Consider the following 26,455-nt stretch of genomic DNA (forward strand, 5'->3'; position numbering starts at 1 on the left):
TAAGATCCTTATTAGTAATGCTTCAGCATTCGGGTGATGGACTGCTCCAGCCAGTAGCGCTGGGTGCCGAAATTAATGCGCAGGTAGTGTTCGCCGTTTTGGACATAGTGGCTGCCATCTTCGAGGACGACGCCAGCCTGATGGGCGAAATGTCGGGTCAATTCAGTGGCGCTACGTTCATCTGCGCTGACGTCAACCCAGGCCAGATACGATGATTCCGGGTTCATCATTTTCCAGGCCGGGAAGTGGGTCTGGATGGCCTCTGCCAGATAGCCAGCGTTACGGCGCAGATAGCCGTTCAGCGCGTCGAGCCACGGCAAACCATGCTGGTAGGCAAGAATAATTCCCCATATCCCGAATATATTGGGTGAGGTGATGGCATTCTTCTCAAGCTGGTGGCGAAAGCGCTGGCGCAGGGTGGCATCCGGAATGATGGCGTAGGAGGTTTTCAGCCCGCCAAGGTTGAACGCTTTATTCGGGGAGGTCAGCAGGATCAGATTGTCCTGCGCCGCGCAGCCGGATGCCAGACAGCTGACGAAATGACCGTCCAGAATATGTTCGGCGTGGACCTCATCAACCACCAGAAGGGTGCCGTAGCGTTGACAGAGGTCTGAAACCTGGCGTATCTCATCGGCGTGCCAGATCCTGCCGGAAGGGTTATGCGGCGAGCAGAAGAACCACAGTTTTGGACGGTATGTTCTGAGCTGTTCTTCCACCAGATTAAAATCAAGCTGGTAGCGATTTTCCCTCACGCTCAGTGGGTTTGCCAGTATCGCTACCCCCTGACGCTGGGCGGCCATGGCAAACGGATCGTACACCGGTGTGTTCATCATCACCGTGTCGCCAGGTTTACAAAACGCCTGAACCGTATAATGCAGCGTGGAGACGGTACCGTACGTCAGCGTGATCCACGATTTATCGACGTCAACCTGATGACGTTCGCGCTGGAAGGCGATAACCGCATCGTAAAATTCGTCAAAGCACCAGGTGTAGCCGAAGGTGCCATGCTCCACGATGCGCTGGAAACCTTCTGTCACGGCAGGTGGGGAGGTGAAATCCATATCGGCAATCCACAGCGGGATAAAGCCTTCAGGCACATCACCAAAGCGCGAGCGGACAAAGGCGTGATCCCATTTTCGACACCGGTCGCTTTTACGCTCAATGATTTCGTCAAAATTAAACACCACAACCCCCTGTTAAATTAAGGCTTCAATGCCGGTTTTTACGCTTTGCACCTGCGGGCCGATGATCACCTGGACGCTGTGCGCATCCAGCACCACGACGGACAATGCACCGGCCTCTTTTAACGCCTGCTGGTCGATCAGACTCATGTCTTTCACCACCAGACGCAGCCGGGTAATGCAATTATCAAGCGACTCGATGTTCTCTTTACCGCCGAGCGCACGCAGGATAAGCCCATGATCGTATTTCGATTTTCCGCGTGCCCGGGTATTGGCCTCGACGGCCTGCTGTGCACCCTGGGTGTCCACTTCACGGCCCGGCGTTTTAATATCGTGTTTGAGGATGTACCAGCGGAAGACGAAGAAGTAGAGGGCAAACCAGGCAATGCCTACCGGGAATACCAGATACCATTTGGTCGACATCCCTTGCATGACCCCGAAGATAAGCAGGTCCAGAATGCCGCCGTCGGTGTTGCCGATGGTCACCCCCAGCAGAGCCATGACCATCAGGGCCAGGCCCGACATCACAATATGGAAGGCGTAAAGGGCAGGAGCGATAAACAGGAACAGGAATTCAATTGGCTCGGAGATCCCGGTGACGACGGAGACCAGCACGCCGGAGAGCAGCAGGCCTTTAATCACCGGGCGGTTTTCCGGGCGGGCCGTGCGATAGATGGCGTATGCCACCGCCGGTAAGCCGAAGATAAAGGTCGGCATAAAGCCCTGCGACAGGAACGCGGTAACGTGCGGGCTGAACGGCAGACCCGCTTTCAGTTCGGCGTAGAAAATGTTCAGCGCCCCGGCGACTTCATGACCATTGACCATTTCAATACCGCCCGCGGGCGTGAAGCGCACCATCGCCAGCAAAATATGGTGCAGGCCAAAGGGTTTGAGCAGTAGTACCCCCACGCCGTAGAGGAACGGGCCGAACACGTTGGTGCTCTGGATAATATGGCCAATCCCGGTAATGCCCAGCGCAACGTACTCCCACAGCAGGGGAATAAACAGCCCCACCAGTGAGAGGGTGAGGGCGGTGATAATCGGCACAAAACGAATGCCGCTAAAGAAGGCGAACGCGTCGTGTAAAACGGTATCCTGAAAACGTTCGTGCAGGAAAAAGGTAATGACCCCAACCACGATACCGCCCAGCACACCCATCTCCAGGGTTTGAATGCCCAGCACCATCGATTGCCCGACTTGTCTCATGGAGGCGGCATCGGCAAGCTGGTGGGTCGCAATCAGGTAATAATTGATGCTCATGTTCATCAGCATATAGCCAACAAACCCGGAAAAAGCGCCCACTGCTTTGTTGCGTCTGGCCAGCCCCATTGGGATCGCCATGGCAAACATGAGGGGAAGATAGGTAAAGGCGAAGCCGCCGACCATGGCAATAAAGCCAAAGGTGAGCTGAGTTAATTCGCCGCCCAGAAAGGGGAAACTTTTGAGGGTGGAGGGGCTGGTAACAGAACTACCGATACCCAGCAATAACCCCATAAAGGCCAGAAGGGAGACCGGGAACATAAAGGTCTTTCCCAGGCTCTGAAAAAACTCCCACGCTTTCGATTTAAACGACTTTTCCTGTGTCATGTAGGGACTCCTCGGAATTATTTATCGTAATGGAAGGCGCTGTCTGGCTTAAGGACGCGCCTTCATATTTGCGAGGCTTATAGTTATTTTTGAGTTATTGATGTTCTATGCGATGAGATCAGGCTTCCGCCGGGAGCAGCAATCGGTTCGCCGAGCCGCACACGGTGATTTTGCTTCTGACCACGTCTTTCATGGCATCCATGCCAACCCGCATGTAGAAACGTGGATCGTTGCCCTGCGGGTTCTCAGCAAACCAGGCCTTAACGGCGCCAGAGAACGCAATTTTTAGCTCGGTTGCCACGTTCACTTTGCAGACGCCCAGCTCTATGGTGCGGCGAACATCGTCATCCGGCACATCACTCGCCCCGTGCAGCACCAGCGGTACGCTCACCACGTCGCGGATTTCAGCCAGCCGTCGAAAGTCGATTTTTGGCCGTTTGGTATAAAGACCGTGAGCGGTTCCGATGGCCACAGCCAGGCTGTCGACGCCGGTCAGCGCAACGAAGCGTTTTGCTTCCTGCGGGTCGGTCAGGAACGCGCTTTCAGCGTCCACGCTCATGTCATCTTCCACGCCGCCCAGGCGGCCCAGTTCGGCTTCAACGCTGCAATCGTTGAGGTGGCAGAAGTCGACCACTGATTTCACCAGCTTTACGTTTTGCTCAAACGGATAGTGGCTGCCGTCGATCATCGCGCTGCGCACACCCGCGTTAACTTTGCGACGAATGTCGTCGAGCGATTCGTGATGATCGAGGTGCAGCGCCAGCGGCATGTCGTAAGTGGTGGAGTACGCGCTGCACAGGGCGTAGATCTCTTCCAGGGCAATGTGCTTAAAGGTGCCCGGCGTGCCCGCGAGGATCACCGGCGATCGCATTTCACTACACACTTCGAGGATCGCCTGGATCGTCTCCGCGTTATGGATATTGAACGCCGGTACGGCGTAGCCTTTCGCCTGGGCGTCCAGCAGAAGATATTTTGTCGAAATAATACTCATGATCGGATCCTCTCAAGCCTGCCACGGATGAATAACGACGCCCTGCACGACACGGTTAACCGTGCCGCTGGCGGACGGTGTATCCGGGGTATTGCCCACACGAAGTGACTGGGACAGGGCAAAGACCTGGGCGTACATCAGGAAGCAGAAGGCCTGCTCCATATCGATAAACGTGCGGGCAGGGGGCAGCAGGATATGCGGGCCAGCCTCAACGACCGGATCGGTTTCGGCGGCAATGGCCACCACGCGCATGGCCTGACGATCGCGGCGCAGCTCAGCAAGCAGATCCAGATCGTACTGCCGCGTATAGGGGTGGCTGGAGACAAACACCACCACCAGCGTTTCGCGATCCACCAGCGATTTAGGGCCATGACGGAAACCGGTTGGGGAATCGTAGAACGCCGCCAGCTTGCCTGCCGTCAGCTCCAGCACCTTCAGCGCCGATTCACGAGCGGCTCCCTGCAGCCCCCCGCTTCCCAGATAGACGATCCTTTTCCACGGATCGTTGCCAAAGACGCTCTGGCTGAAATCGCCCAGTGACGTGAGGATCGTCTGGCAGCGATCGGCCACATCGCGGAAGGTATGGCTGTTGATCGTCTCCGGGGCGAAGACTGCCAGGCAGCTTGCCATCATGGTGGTTATGCTGCTGGTCATCGCGAACCCGCGATCGTGTGTTTCGGCAGGCATCAGCAGCGCATACGCGTTATCGCTGTTTACCGCGGTCTGATAAAGGCTTCCCGCCTCATTACAGGTGATCGACAGGTGGTAGCACTCCGGCACACACTGGTTTGCCAGTTCAACGGCGGCTACGCTTTCCGGACTATTGCCGGAACGGGCAAACGACACCAGCAGCAGCGGGTGTGCGGCGCTCAGGTAGTCCATCGGATTCGTGACCAGATCGGTCGTCGGTACGGCGGTAATGTTTTTCCCGGTGTGGCTGGCGAGCCAGGGCGAAATGATGTCGCCGATAAAGGCCGAGGTGCCTGCCCCCGTCAACACGATCCGCAGCTCGCGCTTGCGCAGCAGCGGCGTCAGGAAGTTATCGATCGACGCGCGCAGGTTATCGATATTGTTGAGTGAGCGGATCCAGCTGGCGGGTTGCTGGCGGATCTCTTCTTCGGTCCATGTGCCGGTGGTGGCGGTAGTGTTGGTTTCTGACATAACTCAGTCCTTAGTCGTGTGAATTCCACATCAGACGCTGGCAAACGTGTCGCTATCTTTCGTTTCGTTTCACTTGTTCACTTAAGCAGTTAAATAAAATCTATAGAAAAGAAATCGAAAGTTCAATGGAAGAAAAGAAATAAAACGGAAAGTGTGATCGGCAAAGAAAAGGCAATGATTAAGGAAAGGAAAAGAAAGACCTTGCGATCGCTTGCCGCAAGGCCCAAAAACGGGACAATGAAAGGTCTAAAGGGGGAGAGCCAAACCCTGGATCCAGATCTGCTGAAGGTATAAGCCTTCATCCAGCGCAATCATATTGGCACGCTTGCCCGGTTTTAATGAACCGAGCTGGTGATCAATACCCAGCAAGCGGGCAGGGTGCAGCGAGGCCATATAGATCGCATCCGCTGGCGTTATTCCCGCCTGCGCCACCATATTGCGCACGGCGGCATCGAGAGACAGCGTACTGCCTGCAAGCCCACCGGAAGCGGTGCGTACCACCCCACCGTGCATGTTGACCTCGTCGCCACATAGCCTGTAACGTCCGTCGGGCATCCCTGCGGCCTGCATGGCATCGGTAATCAGAACGATCCGCTCTTTGGCACAGCAGGCGCACAGCCGCAAAGCACCCGGGTGAACGTGATGCCCGTCGGCAATCAGTTCCAGCCATGCCCGCGGGTCCGTCAAGCCTGCACCGACTATACCGGGTTCACGATGATGGAGCCCGGTCATGCCGTTATAACAGTGCACTAACCCATCAGCGCCCGCCTCAAAAGCGTCAAGCGTTTGATCGTACGTCGCGGCGCTGTGACCCAGCATGACCCGTATCCCACGCTGCTTAAGGTGGCGAATGGCCTGCAACGCACCGGGTTTCTCCGGTGCCAGAGCGACAACCCTGAGGGTGTGTTGCGATACTTCAATCAGCGAGTCCAGTTCGCTGACATCCAGCTCACGAAACAGCGCCGGCGGATGTGCCCCTTTGTTCTGTGGCGTAAAGTAGGGTCCTTCAAGATAGCTGCCCAGTATCTGCGCGCCAGGACCACCGGACATGCAGCGCCGGGCGATGCGTGCGAGCGCCCGGTGGACAGTCTCCAGCGGTGCGGTGACGGTCGTCGGTAAAAAAGCCCCTGTGCCTTCACGCGCTTTATGCATCGCCAGCGTGCCCAGCACCTCTGGGGCATCATCCATCACGTCCACACCCGCGCCACCGTGAACGTGGGTATCGATATACGCCGGGCAAAGCTGGTCGGCATCCCGGGCATGCACGCCAGCTGGGATCGGCTCGATGGCGGTGATAATTCCGCTCTCCATGCGTAGCTGGTGATCCTCCAGCCAGCCCTGCTCGGTCAGCAGACGACGCGCGCGCAGCACCTGACTCATATCCCTTCCTCAGCGGGGGCTTCCTCACGACAGCGCCCCAGCTCATCCACCAGGCTGGTCAGGCCGCGATGCCCGCATTCCAGGGCCTGCAGACGAAAGGCTTCACTGCTTAACCCGTCGCGCTCCAGTACCATCTCAAGTAACAGCTGCAGGTTTGTACCGGTAATCACTTCGCTGCCGGGTCTTTTCATGGCGAGTGTTGATGCCACCCGGAACGGCGTCCCCCCGAGCAGATCGGTGAGAAACACAATATCGTGCTGCCCGTCCAGTTCACTGACTGCCTGTTCAAGCTGCGCGGTCAGCCGCGCGGTGGTGGAGCTTTCAGGAAAATCGATGGCGATAAACTGCGGCTGCTCGCCGAGGATTTGTTTCATCGCCTGTTCAAGCCCGCTGGCAAACCCGCCGTGACCCGTCAAAATAATGCCTAACATTGCGACCTCTTTGCTTTACAGGAAGTGACAGAACTTACCGACAACCCCCAGCACAACGGTGATACCGATCAGGCGCAGTGGGGTCCAGCCGCGACGAACCAGCCAGAACATGGTCAGGGTATAGACCAGCGGCAGGAAAGCGGGCATCAGTTTGTCGATAACGTCGGCTTGCAGCTTGACCACCGCATCCCCGGCCTTGATTTCAAGCGTGGTGTTGAGACGTACGTAGGTTGCCACCAGCGCGCCAATGACCGTCATCCCCACGATGGAAGCCGCGTGGCCGACCTTTTTGGTATTGGCTTTAATCAGCGGGATGGCTGCCACACCCATCCGGTAGGCGTAATGTGCCAGGCCAAAACGCAGGCCAAGATGCACTACGTTAAACAGCACAATAAAGACCACCGCACCCAGTATGGAGCCTTGCAGGGCAAGGCTTGCGCCGATCCCGCCGCAAATTGGCAATAGCGTAAGCCAGAACATGGCATCGCCAATGCCGCCAAGCGGTGCCCCCACAGCGATCTTGGTGCTCTGGATACTGTTGACATCCTGCTTGGAGCGCTCCATCGCCAGGATGATGCCAATGACAAATGTCACCAGAAACGGATGCGTATTGAAGAAGCCCATATGGCCTTTCATGGCGCGGGCCAGATCCCGCTTGTTGGTATGGATCTTTTTCAGCGCGGGCAGCAGGCCATACAGCCAGCCGGAAGCCTGCATACGTTCATAGTTAAACGAGGCCTGCAGCAGCATCGAACGCCAGGCGACACGGTTAATATCCTTTTTCGTCAGCTCGGCACCAATATGTTGATCTTCATAGACGTTTTCATTCATGCCCGTGAGCAGCGTCTCTTCGTGGTCAGAAACGCCAGGCAGCGTAGTTTGATTAGATGCCATCTTCGAATTCCTCTTTCTGGGCTGCAGGTGTCGCCGGTTCAGGCGATTTACGCATCAGGTCAATCAGCGCCATTGCCAGCGCAGCCGCGGCAATCGCCAGCACCGGCAGTTTCAACCAGGCTGCGGCAACAAAGCCGATGATAAAGTAAGGGATATAGACGTTTTTCATCATGATTTTCAGCAATACGGCGAAGCCAATCGCGGGCATGATGCCGCCGGCGACGCCGAGGCCATCAATCAGACGTTCCGGCAGCACATCAATGGCGGTTTTTGCGTGTTCAGCGCCAAAGTAGATCGGCAGGAAGGCACACAGAAAATAGAAGATACCGAGCGCCAGCAGTGCCAGATAGTTGACCCTTTCGATGCCGTTCGTGTCCGCATTGGCTGCCATGCGGTCACAGCGGGACATCACTCCGGACATGACGGAGAACAGGAAAGTGATCCCCATCTGTACCGCAACCGCAAACGGGACGGCGACCCCAACGGCGACATCCGGCTTCACACCGGTGCTGATCGCAAACGTGGTGCCGACAATCGTGCCGATAATGACGTTTGGCGGTTGCGCGCCGGCCAGCGGAGCCAGCCCCATCCAAACCAGCTCCAGCGTACCGCCCGTTAAAATACCGGTGTGCAGATCGCCCAGAATGAGGCCAACCAGCGGCCCGAGCACCACCGGGCGGTGCATGTGTGTTAACCCGTTAAACATATCCAGGCCCGCGATAAAGGCGAGAATGCCCAGCGCGAATGCCTGCAAGAGACTAATTTCCATTGTGAATCCCTCAGAGCAGTTTAAAGAGATCCAAAGCAGTCTCAGTCGGAACACCCTGAACGAAGCATCCCACTCCGGCGGCTTTCAGGCCGTTAAATGCGGCGATATCGTTCGCATCGACAGAGACCGTTTTGGCAATTTGTTTTTTGCCACTGGCGTAATGCAGGTTTCCTACGTTGATACGGGTGATGGGCACGCCGCCTTTGACCAGCGTCAGAAAATCCGCGGGTGATTTGCAGACCAGCAGAATTTTCTGGCGCTCGGCAGCGCGATGAATGTTGTCGATCACTTTTTGCAGCGACCAGAAACGCACGGCGATCCCTTCTGCGAGCACCATCTCCATCAGGTTTTGTTGAACCGGATCCTCAGCGACGTCATCATTAGCGACCAGCACCAGGTTGGCCCCCGCAAACCCAACCCATTGCACACCTACCTGACCGTGGATCAGGCGTTCATCGATGCGGCATAAGACAATGTTTGGCATAGCGCTTTCCTCTTTTTAATTATGCGTTTTGAGTCGTTACGCCTTCGCAGGCGGCATGGTACTGCTGGAGTATGTCCTGAATGTGGTCGAGGATGAGGTCCCGTGGTGTCGACTTGAGAGCACCCTCGCGAACTTTGCTGTACTGCAACGGCAGGTACTGGCTGATCAGCGGCAGCGGGATCGGTTCGTCTGCCAGGTTGCGTACCAGTCGCGCAAAGGCTTCGTCGATCTGGCTGTCCGGCCAGTAATAGCGCACCCGATCGGAGTAGCTATACCCGCGTGCCAGGCGTCGCGCATTGCCATCACCGTGATAATGGCTTTGCCAGTATTCGGGGCGATCGAGCATCACGTTTTCCAGGACATGACGCAGGCCCGAACAGGCTTTTGCAGGCAGCAACTCTTCTTCAATGGCGGCCAGCGAGAACAACGCTTCACGCAGGGCAAAGGTCAGTGCCGGGCCAACTTTGAGGATGGCGAAGTGATCTTTCACCAGCTGGCGCAGCGCCTGCGGTGTCTGGTAGTCGGTAGAGTGCGCTTCAAATATCAGCGTGTCGTAAGCTTCAACCATATGACTCAGGGCGACGGCGTTTTGCGGTTGATAGTCACACACATGTGCGTGGTCAAACTCAACGCCAGGCTGAACCACCAGGCCAATAATGCGTGGCCAGATGTCGCTTAACCCTTCTTTCTCGAACGCGTGGCGGTGAGCTTCAAGGGTGGCACGCGCGGCTTCTGGGGTCGTGACGGCAAGCTCGGTGAGCGTTTCATGCGCGCCGCCCGGAACCGGCACTTCCGTACCGATGACATAGACCATGTCAGCGACATCAGCGTGCGCCAGGCTGGTTTTCTCCGCAATTTTCGCCAGGCGCGCCGCGCGCTCGGCAACGATGGCGTCGGTTAACGGTACTGGATCGTCTTCGCAGGACATGCTGCAGTCGAGGTGGATCTTTTTAAACCCGGCGGCGACATAGCTTCTGATCAGATCTTCGGCATTCGCCATCGCCTGCCGGGCAGGCAGGTTTTGCCAGCGGTTTGGCCCTAAATGATCGCCACCGAGGATCAGTTGCGATGTCGGGAAACCAAGGGATTCCGCCAGCTTACAGACGAACCCGTGAAAATCGGCGGGCGTCATACCGGTGTAACCGCCAAATTGATCCACCTGATTAGAGGTGGCTTCAATCAGCAGCGGCGTGTGATGCAGTTGGGCGTAACGAATTGCGGCTTCAAGTACCAGTGGATGTGCGGAACAAACGGCATAAATCCCGTTCGCATTCCCCCGTTTATGTTGTTCCACCATTTCTGTCAGATGTTTCACTTTCCTCTCCATTTCGGATGGTGATGGTTTTCATCTTTCGTTTTATTTCATTTAATCCTGCATCATGGTGGTATAAAAATAAAACGAAAGATAATAGTTTTCCGATCTGTTTCACAAAAGAAACATAATGAAAGGTTTCAGCGACGAGGGAGTGCGCTGACTGGAAGCAGGCAGGGCTTGCATTCCCATAAAAGAAAGGCGTTAATAGACAAAACGAAATGAAACGAAAGACCATTTATTAAGGAGCTCGCATGAGCAGCACCGATTCATCCGCGGAGAAGCGCGTCACCGGCACCAGTGAAAGGCGAGAGCAGATCATTCAGCGGTTGCGGGCACAGGGAAGCGTGCAGGTTAACGATCTTTCTCATTTATATGGCGTTTCCACGGTGACGATCCGTAACGACCTGGCGTTTCTTGAGAAGCAGGGCATTGCCGTTCGTGCTTATGGCGGAGCGCTGATTTGTGAAGGCAATGCGCCTGGCACTGAACCCTCCGTGGAGGACAAAAGTTCGCTCAATACTGCAGTTAAGCGCAGTATCGCGCAGGCGGCCGCCGCGCTGGTGAAGCCGGGTCATCGCATTATTCTGGATTCCGGGACCACGACGTTTGAAATCGCCCGTATGCTGCGTCAGCACACGGATGTGATTGCCATGACCAACGGAATGAACGTGGCGAATGCATTACTGGAAGCGGAAGGGGTGGAGCTGCTGATGACCGGTGGGCACTTGCGCCGCCAGTCGCAATCCTTTTACGGCGATCAGGCTGAGCAGTCCTTACAGAATTACCACTTTGATCTGCTTTTTCTGGGGGTCGACGCCATCGACCTTGATCGCGGCGTCAGTACCCACAATGAAGATGAAGCCCGACTGAACCGGCGGATGTGCGAGGTGGCAGAGCGTATTATCGTAGTCACTGACTCCAGCAAATTTAACCGTTCGAGCCTGCATAAAATCATCGATACCCAGAGAATCGATATGATTATCGTCGATGAAGGGATTCCGCCTGAGAGCCTGGAAGGGTTGCGTAAGAGCGGGATAGATGTGGTGTTGGTGAAGGGATAAGTTGCCCCCCTCTCTTCGGGAGAGGGGGAGAACGGTCACGTCACCGGTGCCGGGTTAAACACCGCCAGCTGGTTATGTAATCCCCATTGATCGGAGAACGTCTTCTTACGGCCGCTTGCCACGTCCAGAATGAAGTGGAACAGCTTCCAGCCGACATCCTCGATACTCTCTTCGCCAGTGGCAATGGTGCCCGCGTTGATGTCCATTAGGTCATACCAGCGGTTTGCCAGCTCGGTACGGGTGGCCATTTTAATCACCGGTACCGCCATCAGCCCGTACGGCGTGCCGCGCCCGGTGGTAAAGACCTGTACCGTAATGCCGGACGCCACCTGCTGTGTGCCACAGACGAAGTCGCTGGCAGGGGTCGCGGCGTAAATCAGGCCGCGTCTGGTGGGGCGCTGGCCCGGGGAGAGCACTTCAACTATGGCGCTCTGGCCGGATTTGGCAATCGAGCCGAGGGCTTTTTCCACCACGTTCGCCAGACCGCCTTTTTTATTGCCCGGAGAGGGGTTGGCGCTGCGATCGGTTTGTCCCATGTCGAGATAGTTATCGTACCAGGCCATCTCCTCAAGCAGGCGTTTGCCCACCTCTTCATTGATGGCGCGTGGGGTGAGCAGATGGATGGCATCACGCACTTCGGTCACTTCGGAGAACATCACCGTGGCGCCACAACGGACAAACAGATCCGAGGCATAGCCCACCGCCGGGTTCGCCGTGACGCCTGAAAACGCATCGCTGCCGCCGCACTGAGTGCCTATCACCAGCTCTGACGCCGGGCAGGTCTCGCGCTGGCGCTGGTTCAGTTTTTCCAGATGGCGCTCCGCCACCTGAAGGATATCGTCAACCATTGAACGGAATCCGACGTGATGCGCATCCTGTAAACGAACAATGCTGGCCTCGTCGACCGGAATGGCATTCACATCTTCGGTGCCCTGCAACAGACGCTCTGGCTGCAGCTTTTCGCAACCGAGACCAATGACCATCACTTCACCACCGAAATTCGGGTTCAGGGCGATGTTATGGATGGTACGAATCGGTACCACGGCCGCCGGAGCATTGATGGCCACGCCGCAGCCGTACAAATGGTTCAGACCTACCACGCCGTCGACATTCGGGTATTTCGGCAGCAGGTCGCGCTCAATGATTTTCACCACGTAATCCACCACGCCTGCCACACAGTGCACGCTGGTGGTGATACCGAGCAGATTCTTGGTGCCTACGCTGCCATCCGCATTCCTGTACCCTTCGAATGTGTACCCTTCCAGCGGGGGCAGTGGCTCAGGAACCCGGGTGGCCAGGGGGAGCGTGTTCAGCGGCGGCGCTTCGGGTAGCTCAACCAGCGACTCCTCAATCCAGCTCCCCTGAGGAATAGCGCGAACCGCATACCCGATAACTTCGCCATACCGCACGATTTCACCGTGGGCCGGGATATCCACCAGAGCGACTTTATGCCCCTGCGGAATATGTTCAGTCAGCTCCAGCCCATCCGGGAAACGGGTGCCCGCTTTTAGACCGTTGTCGTTAACAATTATCGCCACATTATCCGTGTCGTGAACTTTGATATAGAACGCCGTCGGCGACGCTTGTCGAATTTCAATGTCGGCCATTGTTCAATATTCTCCAGCAAAATGTCTGATAGTAAATGCAGCCAGGGGATGTTTATTTTCTTATCGCAGAAATAAAGACGCGGCTTGAGTCAATAAAGAATGTCAGGAGACGAGATATCAAAATGTGATCCCGATCGCTCCTTAAAACCGGCGCAGATGCCACCCGGCCAGCAATGCCTGATTCTGTGCATCAGCGCCCATCACGTTGTGCATATGCTCAAAATATTATCAAAACACGCCGCAATGCTTGAGCATTAAAACAATGTGCTGTCATGACGTGAGGATTATACTGAATGACGATTTTATAACGCCTAAATTAAGTCAGGAAATAAATATAACGCTGACGCTGCGTCTGAAAATATAAATATGAACCTGAATAAGACTGCGGAATTAAAAAGGTAAACGTGATGAATAATGATATCTTCCCGAATAAGTTTAAAGCGGCCCTCGCGGCGCACCAGATCCAGATTGGCTGCTGGTCCGCGCTGGCAAGCCCCATCAGCACCGAAGTCCTGGGCCTGGCCGGTTTCGACTGGCTGGTGCTGGACGGCGAACATGCGCCGAACGATATCAGCACCTTTATTCCGCAGTTAATGGCGCTCAAAGGGAGCCATAGCGCGCCAGTGGTTCGCGTCCCGACCAACGAGCCGGTAATCATCAAACGTCTGCTGGATATTGGGTTCTACAACTTCCTGATCCCGTTTGTGGAAACGGAAGAGGAGGCGGTGCAGGCCGTGGCGTCAACACGTTATCCGCCGGAAGGGATCCGCGGGGTCTCCGTTTCCCATCGCGCCAACATGTTTGGCACCGTCCCGGACTACTTCACACAGTCCAACAGCAACATCACCATCCTGGTACAGATTGAGAGCCAGCAGGGGGTCGATAACGTCGACGCTATCGCTGCCACCGACGGTGTGGATGGCATCTTCGTTGGTCCAAGCGATCTTGCTGCGGCATTCGGCCATCTGGGCAATGCGGGTCATTCTGAGGTGCAGCGCGCTATTCAGCACATCTTTGCCCGTGCCAACGCGCACGGCAAACCGTGCGGCATTCTGGCGCCGGTTGAGGCGGATGCCCGCCGCTATCTGGAGTGGGGCGCGACCTTCGTTGCCGTCGGTAGCGACCTCGGCGTATTCCGCTCGGCCACGCAGAAGTTAGCGGACGCCTTTAAAAAATAACCATCATTGAGGAAACGAATTATGACGCTGAAAGTGGGTTTTATTGGCCTTGGGATCATGGGTAAACCCATGAGTAAAAACCTCATCAAAGCAGGTTACTCCCTGGTGGTTGCAGACCATAATCCGCAAGCCGTGGCCGAGGTGATTGCCGCAGGCGCAGAAACCGCAGCAAACGCCAAAGCGATTGCTGAGCAGTGCGATGTCATTATCACCATGCTGCCAAACTCCCCGCATGTGAAAGAGGTGGCCCTGGGGGAGAACGGCATCATTGACGGTGCCAAACCTGGCCTGGTGGTGATTGACATGAGTTCTATCGCGCCGCTGGCAAGCCGTGAAATCAGTGAGGCGCTAAATGCGAAGGGCGTCGATATGCTGGATGCCCCGGTCAGCGGCGGAGAGCCCAAAGCCATCGACGGCACCCTGTCGGTGATGGTTGGCGGCGACAAAGCTGTTTTCGACAAATACTACGACCTGATGAAAGCCATGGCGGGATCCGTGGTGCATACCGGCGATATCGGGGCGGGTAACGTCACCAAGCTGGCAAACCAGGTGATTGTGGCGCTGAACATTGCCGCAATGTCGGAAGCGCTGACGCTGGCCACCAAAGCGGGCGTTAACCCTGATCTGGTGTATCAGGCGATCCGTGGCGGCCTGGCGGGCAGCACCGTGCTGGATGCCAAAGCGCCCATGGTGATGGATCGTAACTTCAAGCCCGGTTTCAGAATCGACCTGCACATTAAAGATCTGGCGAATGCCCTGGATACCTCCCACGGCGTGGGCGCGCAGCTGCCGCTGACCGCCGCCGTCATGGAGATGATGCAGGCCCTGCGAGCGGATGGTCTGGGCACTGCCGACCACAGCGCGATTGCGTGCTACTACGAAAAACTGGCGAAGGTGGAAGTCTCTCGCTAATAAAAACGGACGCGGGAACGCGTCCGCTATTTTTGCCGAGTGCGGTAACAGGCGACAACTATGAAAATCGTAATCGCGCCAGATTCCTGGAAAGAAAGCCTTTCTGCCTCCGGGGTTGCTCAGGCGATTGAAAAAGGATTTCGGGAAATTTTCCCCGACGCACTTTATGTTTCGGTGCCGGTTGCCGACGGCGGGGAAGGTACGGTTGACGCGTTGATCGCCGCCACCCAGGGCACAGAACAGCATGCTAGGGTCACGGGCCCGTTGGGTGAACAGGTAAACGCCCGCTGGGGCATGTCCGGCGATGGCAGCACGGCATTTATTGAGATGGCCGCCGCCAGCGGTCTGGCACTGGTCCCGGCCACCCAACGTAACCCGCTCGTCACCACGTCCCGCGGTACCGGGGAGCTTATTCTCAGCGCGCTGGATAAAGGTGCCCGACATATCATTATCGGCATTGGCGGCAGTGCCACCAACGACGGCGGCGCCGGAATGATGCAGGCGCTGGGGGCCACGCTCTGCGACGCCAACGGTACTGAAATGGGTTATGGCGGCGGCAGCCTGATGGCGCTCAACAGCGTCGATCTCTCCGGCCTCGACGCCAGGCTAAAAGATTGCACAATCCACGTCGCGTGCGACGTCACGAATCCGCTGGTTGGCGAGAGAGGCGCTTCCCGTATCTTTGGCCCGCAAAAAGGGGCGACAGAGGAGATGATCCTCACTCTCGACGCTAACCTCAGCCACTATGCCGATGTGATAAAAAAATCTCTGCGAATTGACGTGAAACAGGTTCCCGGTGCGGGTGCCGCGGGGGGCATGGGGGCGGCCCTGATGGCCTTCCTCGGCGCGGAACTGAAGAGCGGTATTGAGATTGTCAGCCAGGCACTTAACCTCGAAGAACATATTCACGACTGCACGCTGGTACTGACGGGCGAAGGGCGCATTGACAGCCAGAGCATTCAGGGCAAAGTGCCCGTCGGTATCGCCCGTATCGCCAAAAAATACCATAAGCCGGTGATCGGCATTGCCGGCAGTCTGACCCGGGATGTGGGGGTCGTGCATCAGTATGGCATCGACGCGGTATTCAGCGTGCTGAGCCGCGTCGAGTCGCTGGAAGAGGCTTACCGTGGGGCGTTTGACAATATTTACCGCGCCTCGCGCAATATCGCCACCACTTTGCAGATAGGGATGCACGCCCAAGGGTGACAGCGGGGCACAAACCCTCTATACTGCGCGCCGAAGCTGACCAGACAGTCGCCGCTTCGTCGTCGTCCCCTTTCGGGGGGAGACGGGCGGAGGGGAGGAAAGTCCGGGCTCCATAGGGCAGGGTGCCAGGTAACGCCTGGGGGGGAAACCCACGACCAGTGCAACAGAGAGCAAACCGCCGATGGCCCGCGCAAGCGGGATCAGGTAAGGGTGAAAGGGTGCGGTAAGAGCGCACCGCGCGGCTGGCAACAGTCCGTGGCACGGTAAACTCCACCCGGAGCAAGGCCAAATAGGGGTTCACATGGTACGGCCCGTACTGAACCCGGGTAGGCTGCTTGAGCCAGTGAGCGATTGCTGGCCTAGATGAATGACTGTCCACGACAGAACCCGGCTTATCGGTCAGCTTCACCTTCTTACAAAACCCCGCTACGGCGGGGTTTTTGCTGTTTGCGCTAAACGAGATGAATGACTGTCCACTCCGCTTTCTATGAAAGAACGCGGCTTATCGGCCAGCTTCAACTTTTTATAAAACCCCGCTTCGGCGGGGTTTTTCTTTTATCGGCCTTAGAAATTGCAAGCAAGTGCCACCCGATGCATCGCTCACACGACATCAATTATCACATTTGCGACATTAAGCACATTTCACTGCTTTCATCCCTTCAGTGTCTTTTTCGCATCTGCTGGCGATCGTAATCACAAAATTTCTCGCTAAATAATCCTGATTCTGCAGTATTGTTAATTTGTTATGAATGTTGCTTTTATGATCGTGAATGTTTTCTTATTTGATATATGTATATTGAATTCAAAAACATTTAGCTCATGAATGTGTGATGCATTCCACTGTTTCCCGAAAGTCAGCAAAATCACCCCTGACAAATTTGATAAATTGAAAGAATGTTTTAAACGAATTACGGTTATTTATTAATCTTTAATTGCCTGAAAGATAGTCTTTATCGATTTTTTTAACGCCGAAAAATTTACCTGTGTTATCGCCATAAAATAAATTTATTACTGCTCTTTTTGTTGATCAATATCAGCGTTATGGCGTATTTATTTTAATGTAACTCATTGATAATAAGGTGTTTTAAAGGGTTGTCGTTATGCTGATTAAGGGTGTGAAAAAGCAAATTGTGAGTAACAGCACATACCCCCGTCAGCCATATTGAGTAGAATCCACCCCGTCATAGGGAAATAAGCGCAGAATATTATGAACACTATTATTCTACCGAAAACACAGCACCTCGTGGTATTTCAGGAAGTCATTAAAAGTGGCTCCATTGGTTCTGCTGCAAGACAACTGGGCCTGACGCAACCTGCCGTCAGCAAAATTATCAGCGATATCGAATCTTACTTTGGCGTTGAAGTCATGGTGCGCAAAAACACCGGCGTTAAACTGACTGCGGCAGGCCAGGTATTACTCTCGTACTCTGAGTCGATCACCCGTGAGATGAAAAACATGGTGAGCGAGATTAACAGCCTCAGTTTCAGTACCGTCATGGATGTCTCCTTTGGTTACCCGTCGCTCATTGGCTTCACCTTCCTGTCCGAAATGATCAAAAAATTCAAGGAAGTGTTCCCGAAAGCGCGCGTCTCGATGTACGAAGCTCAGCTGTCCTCTTTCCTGCCGGCCATTCGCGACGGCCGGCTGGATTTTGCCATCGGCACATTAAGTGATGAAATGCTGCTGCAGGATCTTCATGTCGAGCCGCTGTTTGAGTCTGAGTTTGTCCTGGTGGCCAACAAATCACGAACGTGCACCGGCTCGACTACACTGGCATCACTCACGGATGAACAGTGGGTGATGCCGCAAACCGATATGGGCTACTACAAAGAACTTCTGACCACCCTGCAAGACAATCACATCAGCATTGAAAACATCGTCCAGACCGATTCCGTCGTGACCATTTATAACCTTGTCCTGAATGCCGATTACCTGACGGTTATTCCCCGCGATATGATTGCGCCATTCGGTTCCGACCAGTTTATTGTACTGCCGGTGGAAGATGAATTACCCATAGCGCGTTATGCCGCCGTGTGGTCAAAAAATTACAGAATTAAGAAATCGGCGTCAGTATTAGTCGAACTGGCAAAACAATACGCGTCACTGACCAGTGAAAGACGACGATGATTAAATAACCCTCTGATAACGCGTTAACATTTTTAAAAACACCCAGAGCTTATTTTATCCGTGCTCTGATACCCTGACTTTGCCTGAAGAAAATGAATTATTATAACGAGGATATTATGCATATTACCTACGATCTCCCGGTGACCATTGAAGATATTCAGGACGCCAGAAAACGACTGGCAGGCAAAATATATAAAACCGGCATGCCGCGCTCAAATTATCTCAGCGAACGCTGTAAAGGTGAGATATTCCTGAAGTTTGAAAATATGCAGCGTACTGGCTCCTTCAAGATCCGCGGTGCGTTTAATAAATTAAGTTCGCTGACCGAGGCTGAAAAACGTAAAGGTGTCGTTGCCTGTTCTGCAGGCAACCACGCGCAGGGCGTGTCGCTCTCTTGTGCAATGCTCGGTATCGACGGCAAAGTGGTCATGCCGATGGGTGCGCCGAAATCTAAAGTCGCCGCCACCCGTGACTACTCGGCTGAAGTGGTGCTGCACGGCGAAAACTTCAACGACACCATCGCCAAAGTCAGCGAAATCGTGGAGCTGGAAGGGCGCATTTTTATCCCACCGTATGACGATCCGAAAGTGATTGCCGGCCAGGGCACCATTGGTCTGGAAATTCTCGAAGATTTGTATGATGTGGATAACGTGATTGTACCCATCGGCGGTGGCGGTTTAATTGCCGGAATTGCAACGGCCATTAAATCCATCAACCCGACCATTAATATTATCGGCGTGCAGTCTGAAAACGTACATGGAATGGCCGCATCGTATCAGGCAGGAGAAATCATTAACCACCGCGTTACCGGGACATTAGCCGACGGATGTGATGTGTCTCGCCCGGGTAAATTAACCTTCGAGATTGTTCGCGAATTAGTCGATGACATTGTGCTGGTCAGCGAAGACGATATTCGTAACAGCATGATTGCCCTCATTCAGCGAAATAAAGTGGTTACAGAAGGTGCTGGCGCACTGGCCTGTGCGGCGTTATTAAGCGGCAAGCTTGATCACTATATTCAGGGTCGTAAAACCGTCTGCATTATTTCCGGCGGCAATATCGATCTCTCCCGCGTATCCCAAATTACCGGCTTCGTTGACGCATAAAGGATGACCTATGAGCAACACAGAAAGCATTATCGTTGGCCAGACAAAAACGTCCTCCTGGCGTAAGTCTGATACCACCTGGACGCTTGGCCTGTTTGGAACCGCCATTGGCGCAGGTGTGCTGTTCTTCCCGATTCGCGCAGGCTTCGGCGGCTTGATTCCTATCCTGCTGATGCTGGTTCTCGCTTTCCCGATTGCGTTTTATTGCCACCGGGCGCTGGCACGCCTGTGTCTGTCCGGCAGTAACGTGTCTGGCAACATCACCGAAACGGTGGAAGAGCATTTTGGTAAGACCGGTGGGGTGGTAATCACGTTCCTCTACTTCTTCGCCATTTGCCCGCTGCTGTGGATTTACGGCGTCACCATTACGAACACCTTTATGACCTTCTGGGAAAACCAGCTCCAGCTGCCCGCGCTTAACCGCGGCGTGGTGGCGCTGTTCCTGCTGCTGCTGATGGCCTTTGTTATCTGGTTTGGTAAAGACCTGATGGTGAAGGTGATGAGCTTCCTGGTGTTCCCGTTTATCGCCAGCCTGGTGCTGATTTCCCTGTCGCTGATCCCTTACTGGAACTCGTCGGTGATTGACCAGGTCAATCTGAGCGATATCGCATTTACCGGGCATGACGGCATTCTGGTGACGGTCTGGCTGGGGATCTCCATCATGGTCTTCTCCTTCAACTTCTCGCCCATCGTCTCCTCGTTTGTGGTCTCGAAACGTGAAGAGTACGAACCCGAGTTCGGTAAAGCGTTTACCGAGCAGAAATGTTCTAAAATCATCGGTCGCGCCAGCTTGCTGATGGTTGCGGTGGTGATGTTCTTCGCCTTTAGCTGCCTGTTCACGCTCTCGCCGCAGAACATGGCCGATGCCAAAGCGCAGAATATTCCCGTGCTCTCTTACCTGGCGAACCACTTTGCGACCATGTCAGGCACTAAATCAACGTTTGCCACGGTGCTGGAATACGGTGCCTCCATCATTGCGCTGGTCGCTATCTTCAAATCCTTCTTCGGCCACTATCTGGGCACGCTGGAAGGGCTGAACGGCCTGATCCTGAAGTTCGGTTATAAAGGCGATAAGAAGAAAGTCTCCGTGGGCAAACTGAACACCATCAGCATGGTATTCATCATGGGGTCGACCTGGGTCGTTGCCTATGCCAACCCGAACATTCTTGACCTTATCGAAGCCATGGGGGCGCCAATCATCGCCTCTCTGCTGTGCCTGTTGCCGATGTATGCCATTCGTAAAGCGCCGGCAATGGCGAAATATAAGGGCAGACCCGAGAACATCTTCGTCACGGTTGTGGGCCTGCTGACCATCCTGAACATCGTCTACAAACTGTTCTAAACCCTGGCTCAGGAAGAGCGGAGTAACACCATGATTGAGTTTCCGGTTGTATTGGTTATTAACTGCGGATCGTCCTCTGTTAAGTTTTCAGTACTCGATGCCAGCAGCTGTGATGCCCTGATGACGGGCATTGCAGACGGGATTAACACTGAAAAAGCCTTTATTTCCGTGAACGGGGGTGAGCCAGCCAGACTGGCTCACCATGACTACGAAGGGGCGCTGGCTGCCATCGCCCTGGAGCTGGAGAAGCGTGACCTGATGAGCAGCGTGGCCCTGATTGGCCATCGTATTGCGCACGGCGGCGACCTCTTCAGCGAGTCGACCCTTATCACGGAACAGGTTATTGAGCAGATCCGTCAGGTTTCCTCGTTGGCACCGCTGCATAACTACGCCAACTTAAGCGGCGTCGAGGCAGCCGAACGCCTGTTTCCAGGCATACAGCAGGTGGCGGTGTTTGACACCAGCTTCCACCAGACGCTGGCCCCGCAGGCCTATCTGTACGGGCTGCCGTACCGCTATTTTGAAGAGCTTGGCGTACGGCGCTATGGCTTCCACGGGACGTCCCACCGCTACGTTGCCGGGCAGGCGCATGCCTTGCTCGGGATTTCGCCTGAGGACAGCGGGCTGGTGATTGCCCATCTCGGCAACGGGGCATCCATCTGCGCGGTACGCAATGGTGAGAGCGTAGATACCTCCATGGGCATGACGCCGCTGGAAGGGCTGATCATGGGGACCCGCTGTGGCGACGTTGATTTCGGCGCCATGGCCTGGATAGCCCAACAGACCGGACAGTCATTTGAGGATCTGGAACGCGTCGTCAATAAAGAGTCCGGCCTGCTGGGGATCTCGGGAATATCCTCCGATCTGCGAGCCCTCGAAAAAGCCTGGCATGAGGGACATCAGCGGGCACAGCTGGCGATCCAGACCTTTGTTCACCGTATCGCACGGCATATTGCCGGGCACGCGGCGTCGTTACACCGCCTGGACGGTGTGGTGTTCACCGGCGGGATTGGTGAGAACTCCAGACTGATCCGCACCCTGGTGGCGGAACATCTGGCCGTCTTTGGCATCACCCTCGATGAAGCCAAAAACGCCCTGCCGGGTAGCGCAGGTGAGCGCGTGATCACCACCGATTCGTCCCGCGTGGTCTGCGCGGTGATCCCAACCAACGAAGAAAAAATGATCGCGCTGGATGCCCTCCGTCTTGGGAAGGTCACTCCGGCTGCGGCTTATGCCTGACAGAGCGAGAAATTCATGAAAGTAGCAATCGATACGCGCGTTGCCCCTTACAGCGACGCATGGGCCGGGTTTCGCGGTGAAGAATGGAAAGACACCGTCAACGTGCGCGATTTTATTCAGCATAACTATACCCCTTATGAAGGCGACGAAACTTTCCTCGCGCAGGCGACGCCAGCAACGACGGCGCTCTGGGAGAAGGTAATGGTGGGTATTCGTCAGGAAAATGCCACCCATGCGCCGGTGGATTTTGACACCAACATTGCCACCACCATCACGGCCCACGGACCGGGCTATATTGACCAGCAGCTGGAGACGATCGTCGGCCTGCAAACCGATAAGCCGCTCAAACGCGCGCTGCATCCGTACGGCGGGATCAATATGATCCGCAGTTCATTCGAAGCCTATGGCCGTGAGATGGATCCGCAGTTCGAATATCTCTTTACCGAACTGCGCAAAACCCATAATCAGGGTGTCTTTGACGTTTACTCCCCCGAGATGATGCGCTGTCGTAAATCAGGCGTGCTGACCGGGCTACCGGACGGCTACGGACGCGGGCGCATCATCGGCGATTACCGCCGCGTGGCGCTGTACGGCATCCGCTATCTGGTGCACGAGCGTGAGCGCCAGTTCGCGGATCTGCAGGGCAAACTCGAACGGGGTGAAGATCTGGAGGCGACGATCCGCCTGCGTGAAGAGCTGGCGGAACACAAACGCGCACTGCTGCAGATCCAGCAGATGGCAGCGAACTATGGCTTCGATATTTCTCGCCCGGCGATGAATGCGCAGGAAGCGGTACAGTGGGTTTACTTTGCCTATCTGGCCGCGGTGAAATCCCAGAACGGCGGGGCGATGTCGCTGGGACGCACGGCCTCGTTCCTGGATATTTATCTCGAACGCGATATGCAGGCGGGTCGCCTGAGTGAAATCCAGGCGCAGGAACTGGTCGATCATTTCATCATGAAGATCCGCATGGTGCGCTTCCTGCGTACTCCGGAGTTCGACACGCTCTTCTCCGGCGATCCTGTCTGGGCCACTGAAGTGATTGGCGGAATGGGGCTGGATGGCCGCACGCTGGTCACCAAAAACAGCTTCCGTTACCTGCATACCCTGCACACGATGGGACCTGCACCGGAGCCAAACCTGACGATCCTGTGGTCCGAACAACTGCCCGTCGCATTCAAGAAGTACGCTGCACAGATGTCGATCGACACCTCGTCGCTGCAGTATGAGAACGACGACCTGATGCGCGTGGATTTCAACAGCGACGACTACGCCATTGCCTGCTGCGTCAGCCCGATGGTGATCGGCAAGCAAATGCAGTTCTTTGGCGCCCGCGCTAACCTGGCGAAAACGCTGCTGTACGCGATCAACGGCGGGGTGGATGAGAAGCTGAAGATCCAGGTCGGGCCGAAAACCGCGCCGCTGCTGGATGAGGTGCTGGATTACGACACCGTGATGGCGAGTCTGGATCACTTTATGGACTGGCTGGCGGTGCAGTACATTAGCGCGCTGAATCTCATTCATTACATGCACGATAAGTACAGCTATGAAGCCTCACTGATGGCGCTGCACGACCGGGATGTTTACCGCACCATGGCCTGCGGTATCGCCGGGCTGTCGGTGGCGGCGGACTCGCTGTCCGCCATCAAATACGCCACGGTAAAACCCGTACGCGACCATACCGGCCTGGCGGTCGATTTTGTGATTGAAGGGGACTACCCGCAGTACGGTAACAATGATGACCGCGTGGACAGCATTGCCTGTTACCTGGTGGAACGCTTTATGAAGAAAATTCAGGCGCTGCCGACCTACCGCAACGCGGTGCCGACCCAGTCGATCCTGACCATTACGTCGAATGTGGTCTACGGCCAGAAGACCGGCAATACGCCGGACGGACGCCGCGGCGGTACGCCATTCGCACCGGGCGCGAACCCGATGCACGGACGAGACAGGAAAGGGGCGGTGGCCTCGTTAACCTCCGTCGCTAAGCTGCCCTTTACCTATGCGAAAGACGGGATCTCTTACACCTTCTCCATCGTGCCTCAGGCGCTGGGCAAGGATGAGAGAGTGCGCAAAACCAACCTTGTCGGGCTGCTGGACGGGTATTTCCACCACGAAGCGGCCATCGAGGGGGGACAGCACCTCAACGTTAACGTCATAAACCGGGAGATGCTGATGGAGGCGATTGAGCACCCGGAGAACTATCCCAACCTGACCATTCGTGTCTCAGGGTATGCGGTGCGCTTTAATGCGCTGACGCGCGAGCAGCAGCAGGACGTGATCTCAAGGACGTTTACCCAGGCACTGTGATCGTCGTCTGAAACAGGCCCCCTTTGGTTAAGGGGGCTTTTTTGTCCGCGGAACATACAAAAATGTTTATATAATTACTCACACATCTTCATCCGCTTCTGAAAAACAATGCGCCTGCTTTTCCCCTGAAACAGTATGTAAGGACAGTAAGATGATGAAAATGACCCGTATCACCCTGGTTGCTGCCTCGCTGGTGGCGTGCAGTTTTGCCGCACAGGCCGCTGACGTTGAAGCTGCCCCCTCTCCGGCGCAGGATCCGCTGGTGCAACACCTCAAGCTGAGCAACGATCAGATTAAGAAGATCGACGCGCTGCATCAGACGCTGGAACAAAATGTCAGCAAGATCCCGATGACCGGCGTGAAAGATGGTGCGCTGATCGAGATGTTCCAGACAGGGAAATGGGATGAAAGCACGGTGAAAAACCAGCTTGCCGCGTTCAGTAAAATTGAAGAGCAGACACGCTATTACCGCGTCAAATACTACTTTGATGTCAGCCAGGTTCTGACAGCGGAGCAGCGTAAACAGGTGAAAACCGATATGGCGAACGCGCTGGCTAACTGATGACACACCCGCGCATGTCGCGGGTTTTTTATTTCTTGATCGGCATCACTTTTAGAAAAACACATCGATTATTCATCATATCAGAGTATTTATTTCTCTCGCTTGCGAAAAGCCTTATAAATATTGTGACTTTTTTCTCCCGCTCTCCACGTATGATTTGTCCATTCCAATAACACACACCTGCAGCAGTCTGGCTCATTATCGCTGGTGGTCAGAATCCCATAAAAACAACTGGTTACCCTACAAAATAAGCGAGTGCCTTATGGATACGGCAACAAACAGCAGTGTGATTGTGAACGATTCACCCGCGGCAAAGCGGGCAGGGATGAGTGAAAGCGAGTGGCAGGAGGCCATTAAATTCGACAGCACCGATACGGGCTGGGTCATCATGAGTATCGGAATGGCCATCGGCGCGGGGATTGTTTTTCTCCCGGTACAGGTGGGGCTGATGGGACTGTGGGTGTTTCTGCTTTCGTCAGTGATTGGCTATCCGGCCATGTACCTGTTTCAGCGGCTGTTTATTAACACGCTGGCAGAATCGCCGGAGTGCAAAGATTATCCGAGCGTCATCAGCGGCTACCTCGGTAAGAACTGGGGCATCTTATTGGGGGCGCTCTATTTCGTGATGCTGGTTATCTGGATGTTCGTCTATTCCACCGCCATCACCAACGACAGCGCTTCCTATTTACACACCTTCGGCGTGACGGAGGGGCTGCTCTCTGAAAATCCGTTCTACGGTCTGTTCCTGATCTGCATCCTGGTGGCGATCTCCTCCCGTGGCGAGAAACTGCTGTTTAAAGTCTCCAGCCTGATGGTGCTGACCAAGTTATTTGTGGTGGCGGCGCTCGGGTTGTCGATGATTGGCCTCTGGCATTTAGCCAACGTGGGCATGCTGCCACCCGTGGGGCTACTCATTAAAAACGCGATTATCACGTTGCCGTTTACCTTAACGTCGATTCTGTTTATTCAGACATTAAGCCCGATGGTGATCTCCTATCGTTCACGCGAAAAATCGGTTGAAGTGGCGCGCCATAAAGCGCTGCGGGCGATGAACATCGCCTTCGCGATCCTCTTCGTGACGGTCTTTTTCTACGCGGTCTCGTTCACCCTGGCAATGGGGCATGATGAGGCGGTCAAAGCCTACGAACAGAATATTTCCGCACTGGCAATTGCCGCGCAGTTTATCAGTGGCGACGGTGCCGGCTGGGTCAAAATTGTCAGCGTTATCCTGAATATTTTTGCCGTCATGACCGCGTTCTTCGGCGTGTACCTGGGCTTTCGTGAAGCGACGCAGGGCATTGTGATGAATATTCTGCGCCGCAAAATGCCGGCAGAGAAAATCAACGAAAACACCGTACAGCGCGGCATCATGCTGTTTGCCATTCTACTGGCATGGAGCGCGATTGTGTTAAACGCGCCGGTACTGAGCTTCACCTCTATTTGCAGCCCCATCTTCGGCATGGTGGGGTGTTTGATTCCGGCGTGGCTGGTCTACAAAGTGCCGGCGTTGCACAAATATAAAGGCGTGTCGCTGGTGATCATTATCATCACCGGTCTGCTGCTGTGTGTTTCTCCTTTCCTCGCGTTTTCTTAAGGGCAAACAAGGTCGTA

Annotated in this window: 22 protein-coding genes and 1 other RNA gene; 12 read left to right on the top strand and 11 right to left on the bottom strand. The window is 55.1% G+C overall.

The genetic code is table 11. From position 1 onward, the window contains the following. Positions 1-11: 11 nt before the first annotated feature. The 10 genes from AM410_RS09950 to kbaZ all read right to left on the bottom strand — a co-directional run bounded on the left by AM410_RS09950 (position 12) and on the right by kbaZ (position 10,193). Positions 12-1,184 (bottom strand): MalY/PatB family protein, encoded by a 1,173-nt coding sequence (locus AM410_RS09950; protein WP_073396321.1) that lies wholly within the window; start codon positions 1,182-1,184, stop codon positions 12-14. Between the two features lie 12 nt (positions 1,185-1,196). Continuing rightward, on the bottom strand, positions 1,197-2,768 hold the full coding sequence (malX, locus tag AM410_RS09955; RefSeq protein WP_073396323.1) for a maltose/glucose-specific PTS transporter subunit IIBC: 1,572 nt from the start codon (positions 2,766-2,768) through the stop codon (positions 1,197-1,199). Positions 2,769-2,886: 118 nt separating this feature from the next. Further along, the gene (kbaY, locus tag AM410_RS09960; protein ID WP_014171757.1) at positions 2,887-3,759 is read right to left on the bottom strand and encodes a tagatose-bisphosphate aldolase subunit KbaY; all 873 of its coding nucleotides are present in this window, start codon (positions 3,757-3,759) and stop codon (positions 2,887-2,889) included. A 12-nt stretch (positions 3,760-3,771) separates the two neighbouring features. Then, complete coding sequence (locus AM410_RS09965) at positions 3,772-4,920, bottom strand: SIS domain-containing protein (RefSeq protein WP_063156886.1); 1,149 nt, start codon at positions 4,918-4,920, stop codon at positions 3,772-3,774. A gap of 246 nt (positions 4,921-5,166) precedes the next feature. Continuing rightward, positions 5,167-6,300 carry an N-acetylglucosamine-6-phosphate deacetylase gene (nagA, locus tag AM410_RS09970; RefSeq protein ID WP_108647764.1) on the bottom strand — a complete coding sequence of 378 codons (1,134 nt, stop codon included), beginning with the start codon at positions 6,298-6,300 and terminating at the stop codon, positions 5,167-5,169. Further along, the gene (agaF, locus tag AM410_RS09975; RefSeq protein WP_020883557.1) at positions 6,297-6,731 is read right to left on the bottom strand and encodes a PTS galactosamine/N-acetylgalactosamine transporter subunit IIA; all 435 of its coding nucleotides are present in this window, start codon (positions 6,729-6,731) and stop codon (positions 6,297-6,299) included. Before agaF ends, nagA begins: the two co-directional genes overlap by 4 nt. A gap of 15 nt (positions 6,732-6,746) precedes the next feature. Then, positions 6,747-7,625: a PTS N-acetylgalactosamine transporter subunit IID gene (gene agaE / locus AM410_RS09980; RefSeq protein ID WP_059306050.1), complete on the bottom strand. Its 879-nt coding sequence runs from the start codon at positions 7,623-7,625 to the stop codon at positions 6,747-6,749. Further along, positions 7,615-8,394, bottom strand: coding sequence for a PTS N-acetylgalactosamine transporter subunit IIC (gene agaW, locus AM410_RS09985; protein ID WP_020883559.1), 780 nt, complete (start codon positions 8,392-8,394; stop codon positions 7,615-7,617). Before agaW ends, agaE begins: the two co-directional genes overlap by 11 nt. A gap of 10 nt (positions 8,395-8,404) precedes the next feature. Then, positions 8,405-8,878 (bottom strand): PTS N-acetylgalactosamine transporter subunit IIB, encoded by a 474-nt coding sequence (gene agaV / locus AM410_RS09990; RefSeq protein ID WP_073396327.1) that lies wholly within the window; start codon positions 8,876-8,878, stop codon positions 8,405-8,407. A 19-nt stretch (positions 8,879-8,897) separates the two neighbouring features. Continuing rightward, positions 8,898-10,193, bottom strand: coding sequence for a tagatose-bisphosphate aldolase subunit KbaZ (kbaZ, locus tag AM410_RS09995; RefSeq protein WP_236900115.1), 1,296 nt, complete (start codon positions 10,191-10,193; stop codon positions 8,898-8,900). Positions 10,194-10,444: 251 nt separating this feature from the next. Here kbaZ and AM410_RS10005 point away from each other — a divergent pair, with 251 nt between their 5' ends. Further along, positions 10,445-11,254 carry a DeoR family transcriptional regulator gene (locus tag AM410_RS10005; RefSeq protein WP_020883561.1) on the top strand — a complete coding sequence of 270 codons (810 nt, stop codon included), beginning with the start codon at positions 10,445-10,447 and terminating at the stop codon, positions 11,252-11,254. A 35-nt stretch (positions 11,255-11,289) separates the two neighbouring features. Here the strand turns inward: AM410_RS10005 and garD are convergent, their stop codons facing one another. Beyond that, positions 11,290-12,861 (bottom strand): galactarate dehydratase, encoded by a 1,572-nt coding sequence (gene garD / locus AM410_RS10010; RefSeq protein ID WP_014171748.1) that lies wholly within the window; start codon positions 12,859-12,861, stop codon positions 11,290-11,292. Between the two features lie 407 nt (positions 12,862-13,268). Here garD and garL point away from each other — a divergent pair, with 407 nt between their 5' ends. The 11 genes from garL to AM410_RS10065 all read left to right on the top strand — a co-directional run bounded on the left by garL (position 13,269) and on the right by AM410_RS10065 (position 26,438). Beyond that, complete coding sequence (garL, locus tag AM410_RS10015) at positions 13,269-14,039, top strand: 2-dehydro-3-deoxyglucarate aldolase (protein WP_047956146.1); 771 nt, start codon at positions 13,269-13,271, stop codon at positions 14,037-14,039. Positions 14,040-14,060: 21 nt separating this feature from the next. Beyond that, on the top strand, positions 14,061-14,951 hold the full coding sequence (gene garR / locus AM410_RS10020; RefSeq protein WP_020883565.1) for a 2-hydroxy-3-oxopropionate reductase: 891 nt from the start codon (positions 14,061-14,063) through the stop codon (positions 14,949-14,951). A gap of 60 nt (positions 14,952-15,011) precedes the next feature. Then, positions 15,012-16,157 (top strand): glycerate 2-kinase, encoded by a 1,146-nt coding sequence (gene garK, locus AM410_RS10025; RefSeq protein ID WP_073396331.1) that lies wholly within the window; start codon positions 15,012-15,014, stop codon positions 16,155-16,157. Positions 16,158-16,189: 32 nt separating this feature from the next. Beyond that, an RNA gene (rnpB, locus tag AM410_RS10030) (RNase P RNA component class A) lies at positions 16,190-16,568 on the top strand. Between the two features lie 796 nt (positions 16,569-17,364). Then, a complete protein-coding gene (tdcA, locus tag AM410_RS10035; protein WP_014171743.1) occupies positions 17,365-18,285 on the top strand; it encodes a transcriptional regulator TdcA in 921 nt (306 codons plus the stop codon). 116 nt (positions 18,286-18,401) lie between these two features. After that, positions 18,402-19,391 carry a bifunctional threonine ammonia-lyase/L-serine ammonia-lyase TdcB gene (gene tdcB, locus AM410_RS10040; RefSeq protein WP_032679736.1) on the top strand — a complete coding sequence of 330 codons (990 nt, stop codon included), beginning with the start codon at positions 18,402-18,404 and terminating at the stop codon, positions 19,389-19,391. A gap of 10 nt (positions 19,392-19,401) precedes the next feature. Next, positions 19,402-20,733, top strand: coding sequence for a threonine/serine transporter TdcC (gene tdcC / locus AM410_RS10045; RefSeq protein ID WP_014171741.1), 1,332 nt, complete (start codon positions 19,402-19,404; stop codon positions 20,731-20,733). Positions 20,734-20,763: 30 nt separating this feature from the next. Then, entirely contained in the window at positions 20,764-21,972 is a 1,209-nt protein-coding gene (gene tdcD, locus AM410_RS10050) for a propionate kinase (RefSeq protein WP_014171740.1), read from the top strand. Positions 21,973-21,987: 15 nt separating this feature from the next. Continuing rightward, positions 21,988-24,282 (top strand): formate C-acetyltransferase, encoded by a 2,295-nt coding sequence (gene pflB / locus AM410_RS10055; protein ID WP_108647766.1) that lies wholly within the window; start codon positions 21,988-21,990, stop codon positions 24,280-24,282. 151 nt (positions 24,283-24,433) lie between these two features. Beyond that, a complete protein-coding gene (locus AM410_RS10060; RefSeq protein ID WP_014171738.1) occupies positions 24,434-24,844 on the top strand; it encodes a Spy/CpxP family protein refolding chaperone in 411 nt (136 codons plus the stop codon). A gap of 262 nt (positions 24,845-25,106) precedes the next feature. Continuing rightward, entirely contained in the window at positions 25,107-26,438 is a 1,332-nt protein-coding gene (locus AM410_RS10065; RefSeq protein ID WP_025202948.1) for an amino acid permease, read from the top strand. The last annotated feature ends 17 nt before the right edge of the window (positions 26,439-26,455 follow it).

This window comes from Enterobacter cloacae complex sp. FDA-CDC-AR_0164, assembly GCF_003071645.1.
Lineage (GTDB): Bacteria > Pseudomonadota > Gammaproteobacteria > Enterobacterales > Enterobacteriaceae > Enterobacter > Enterobacter ludwigii.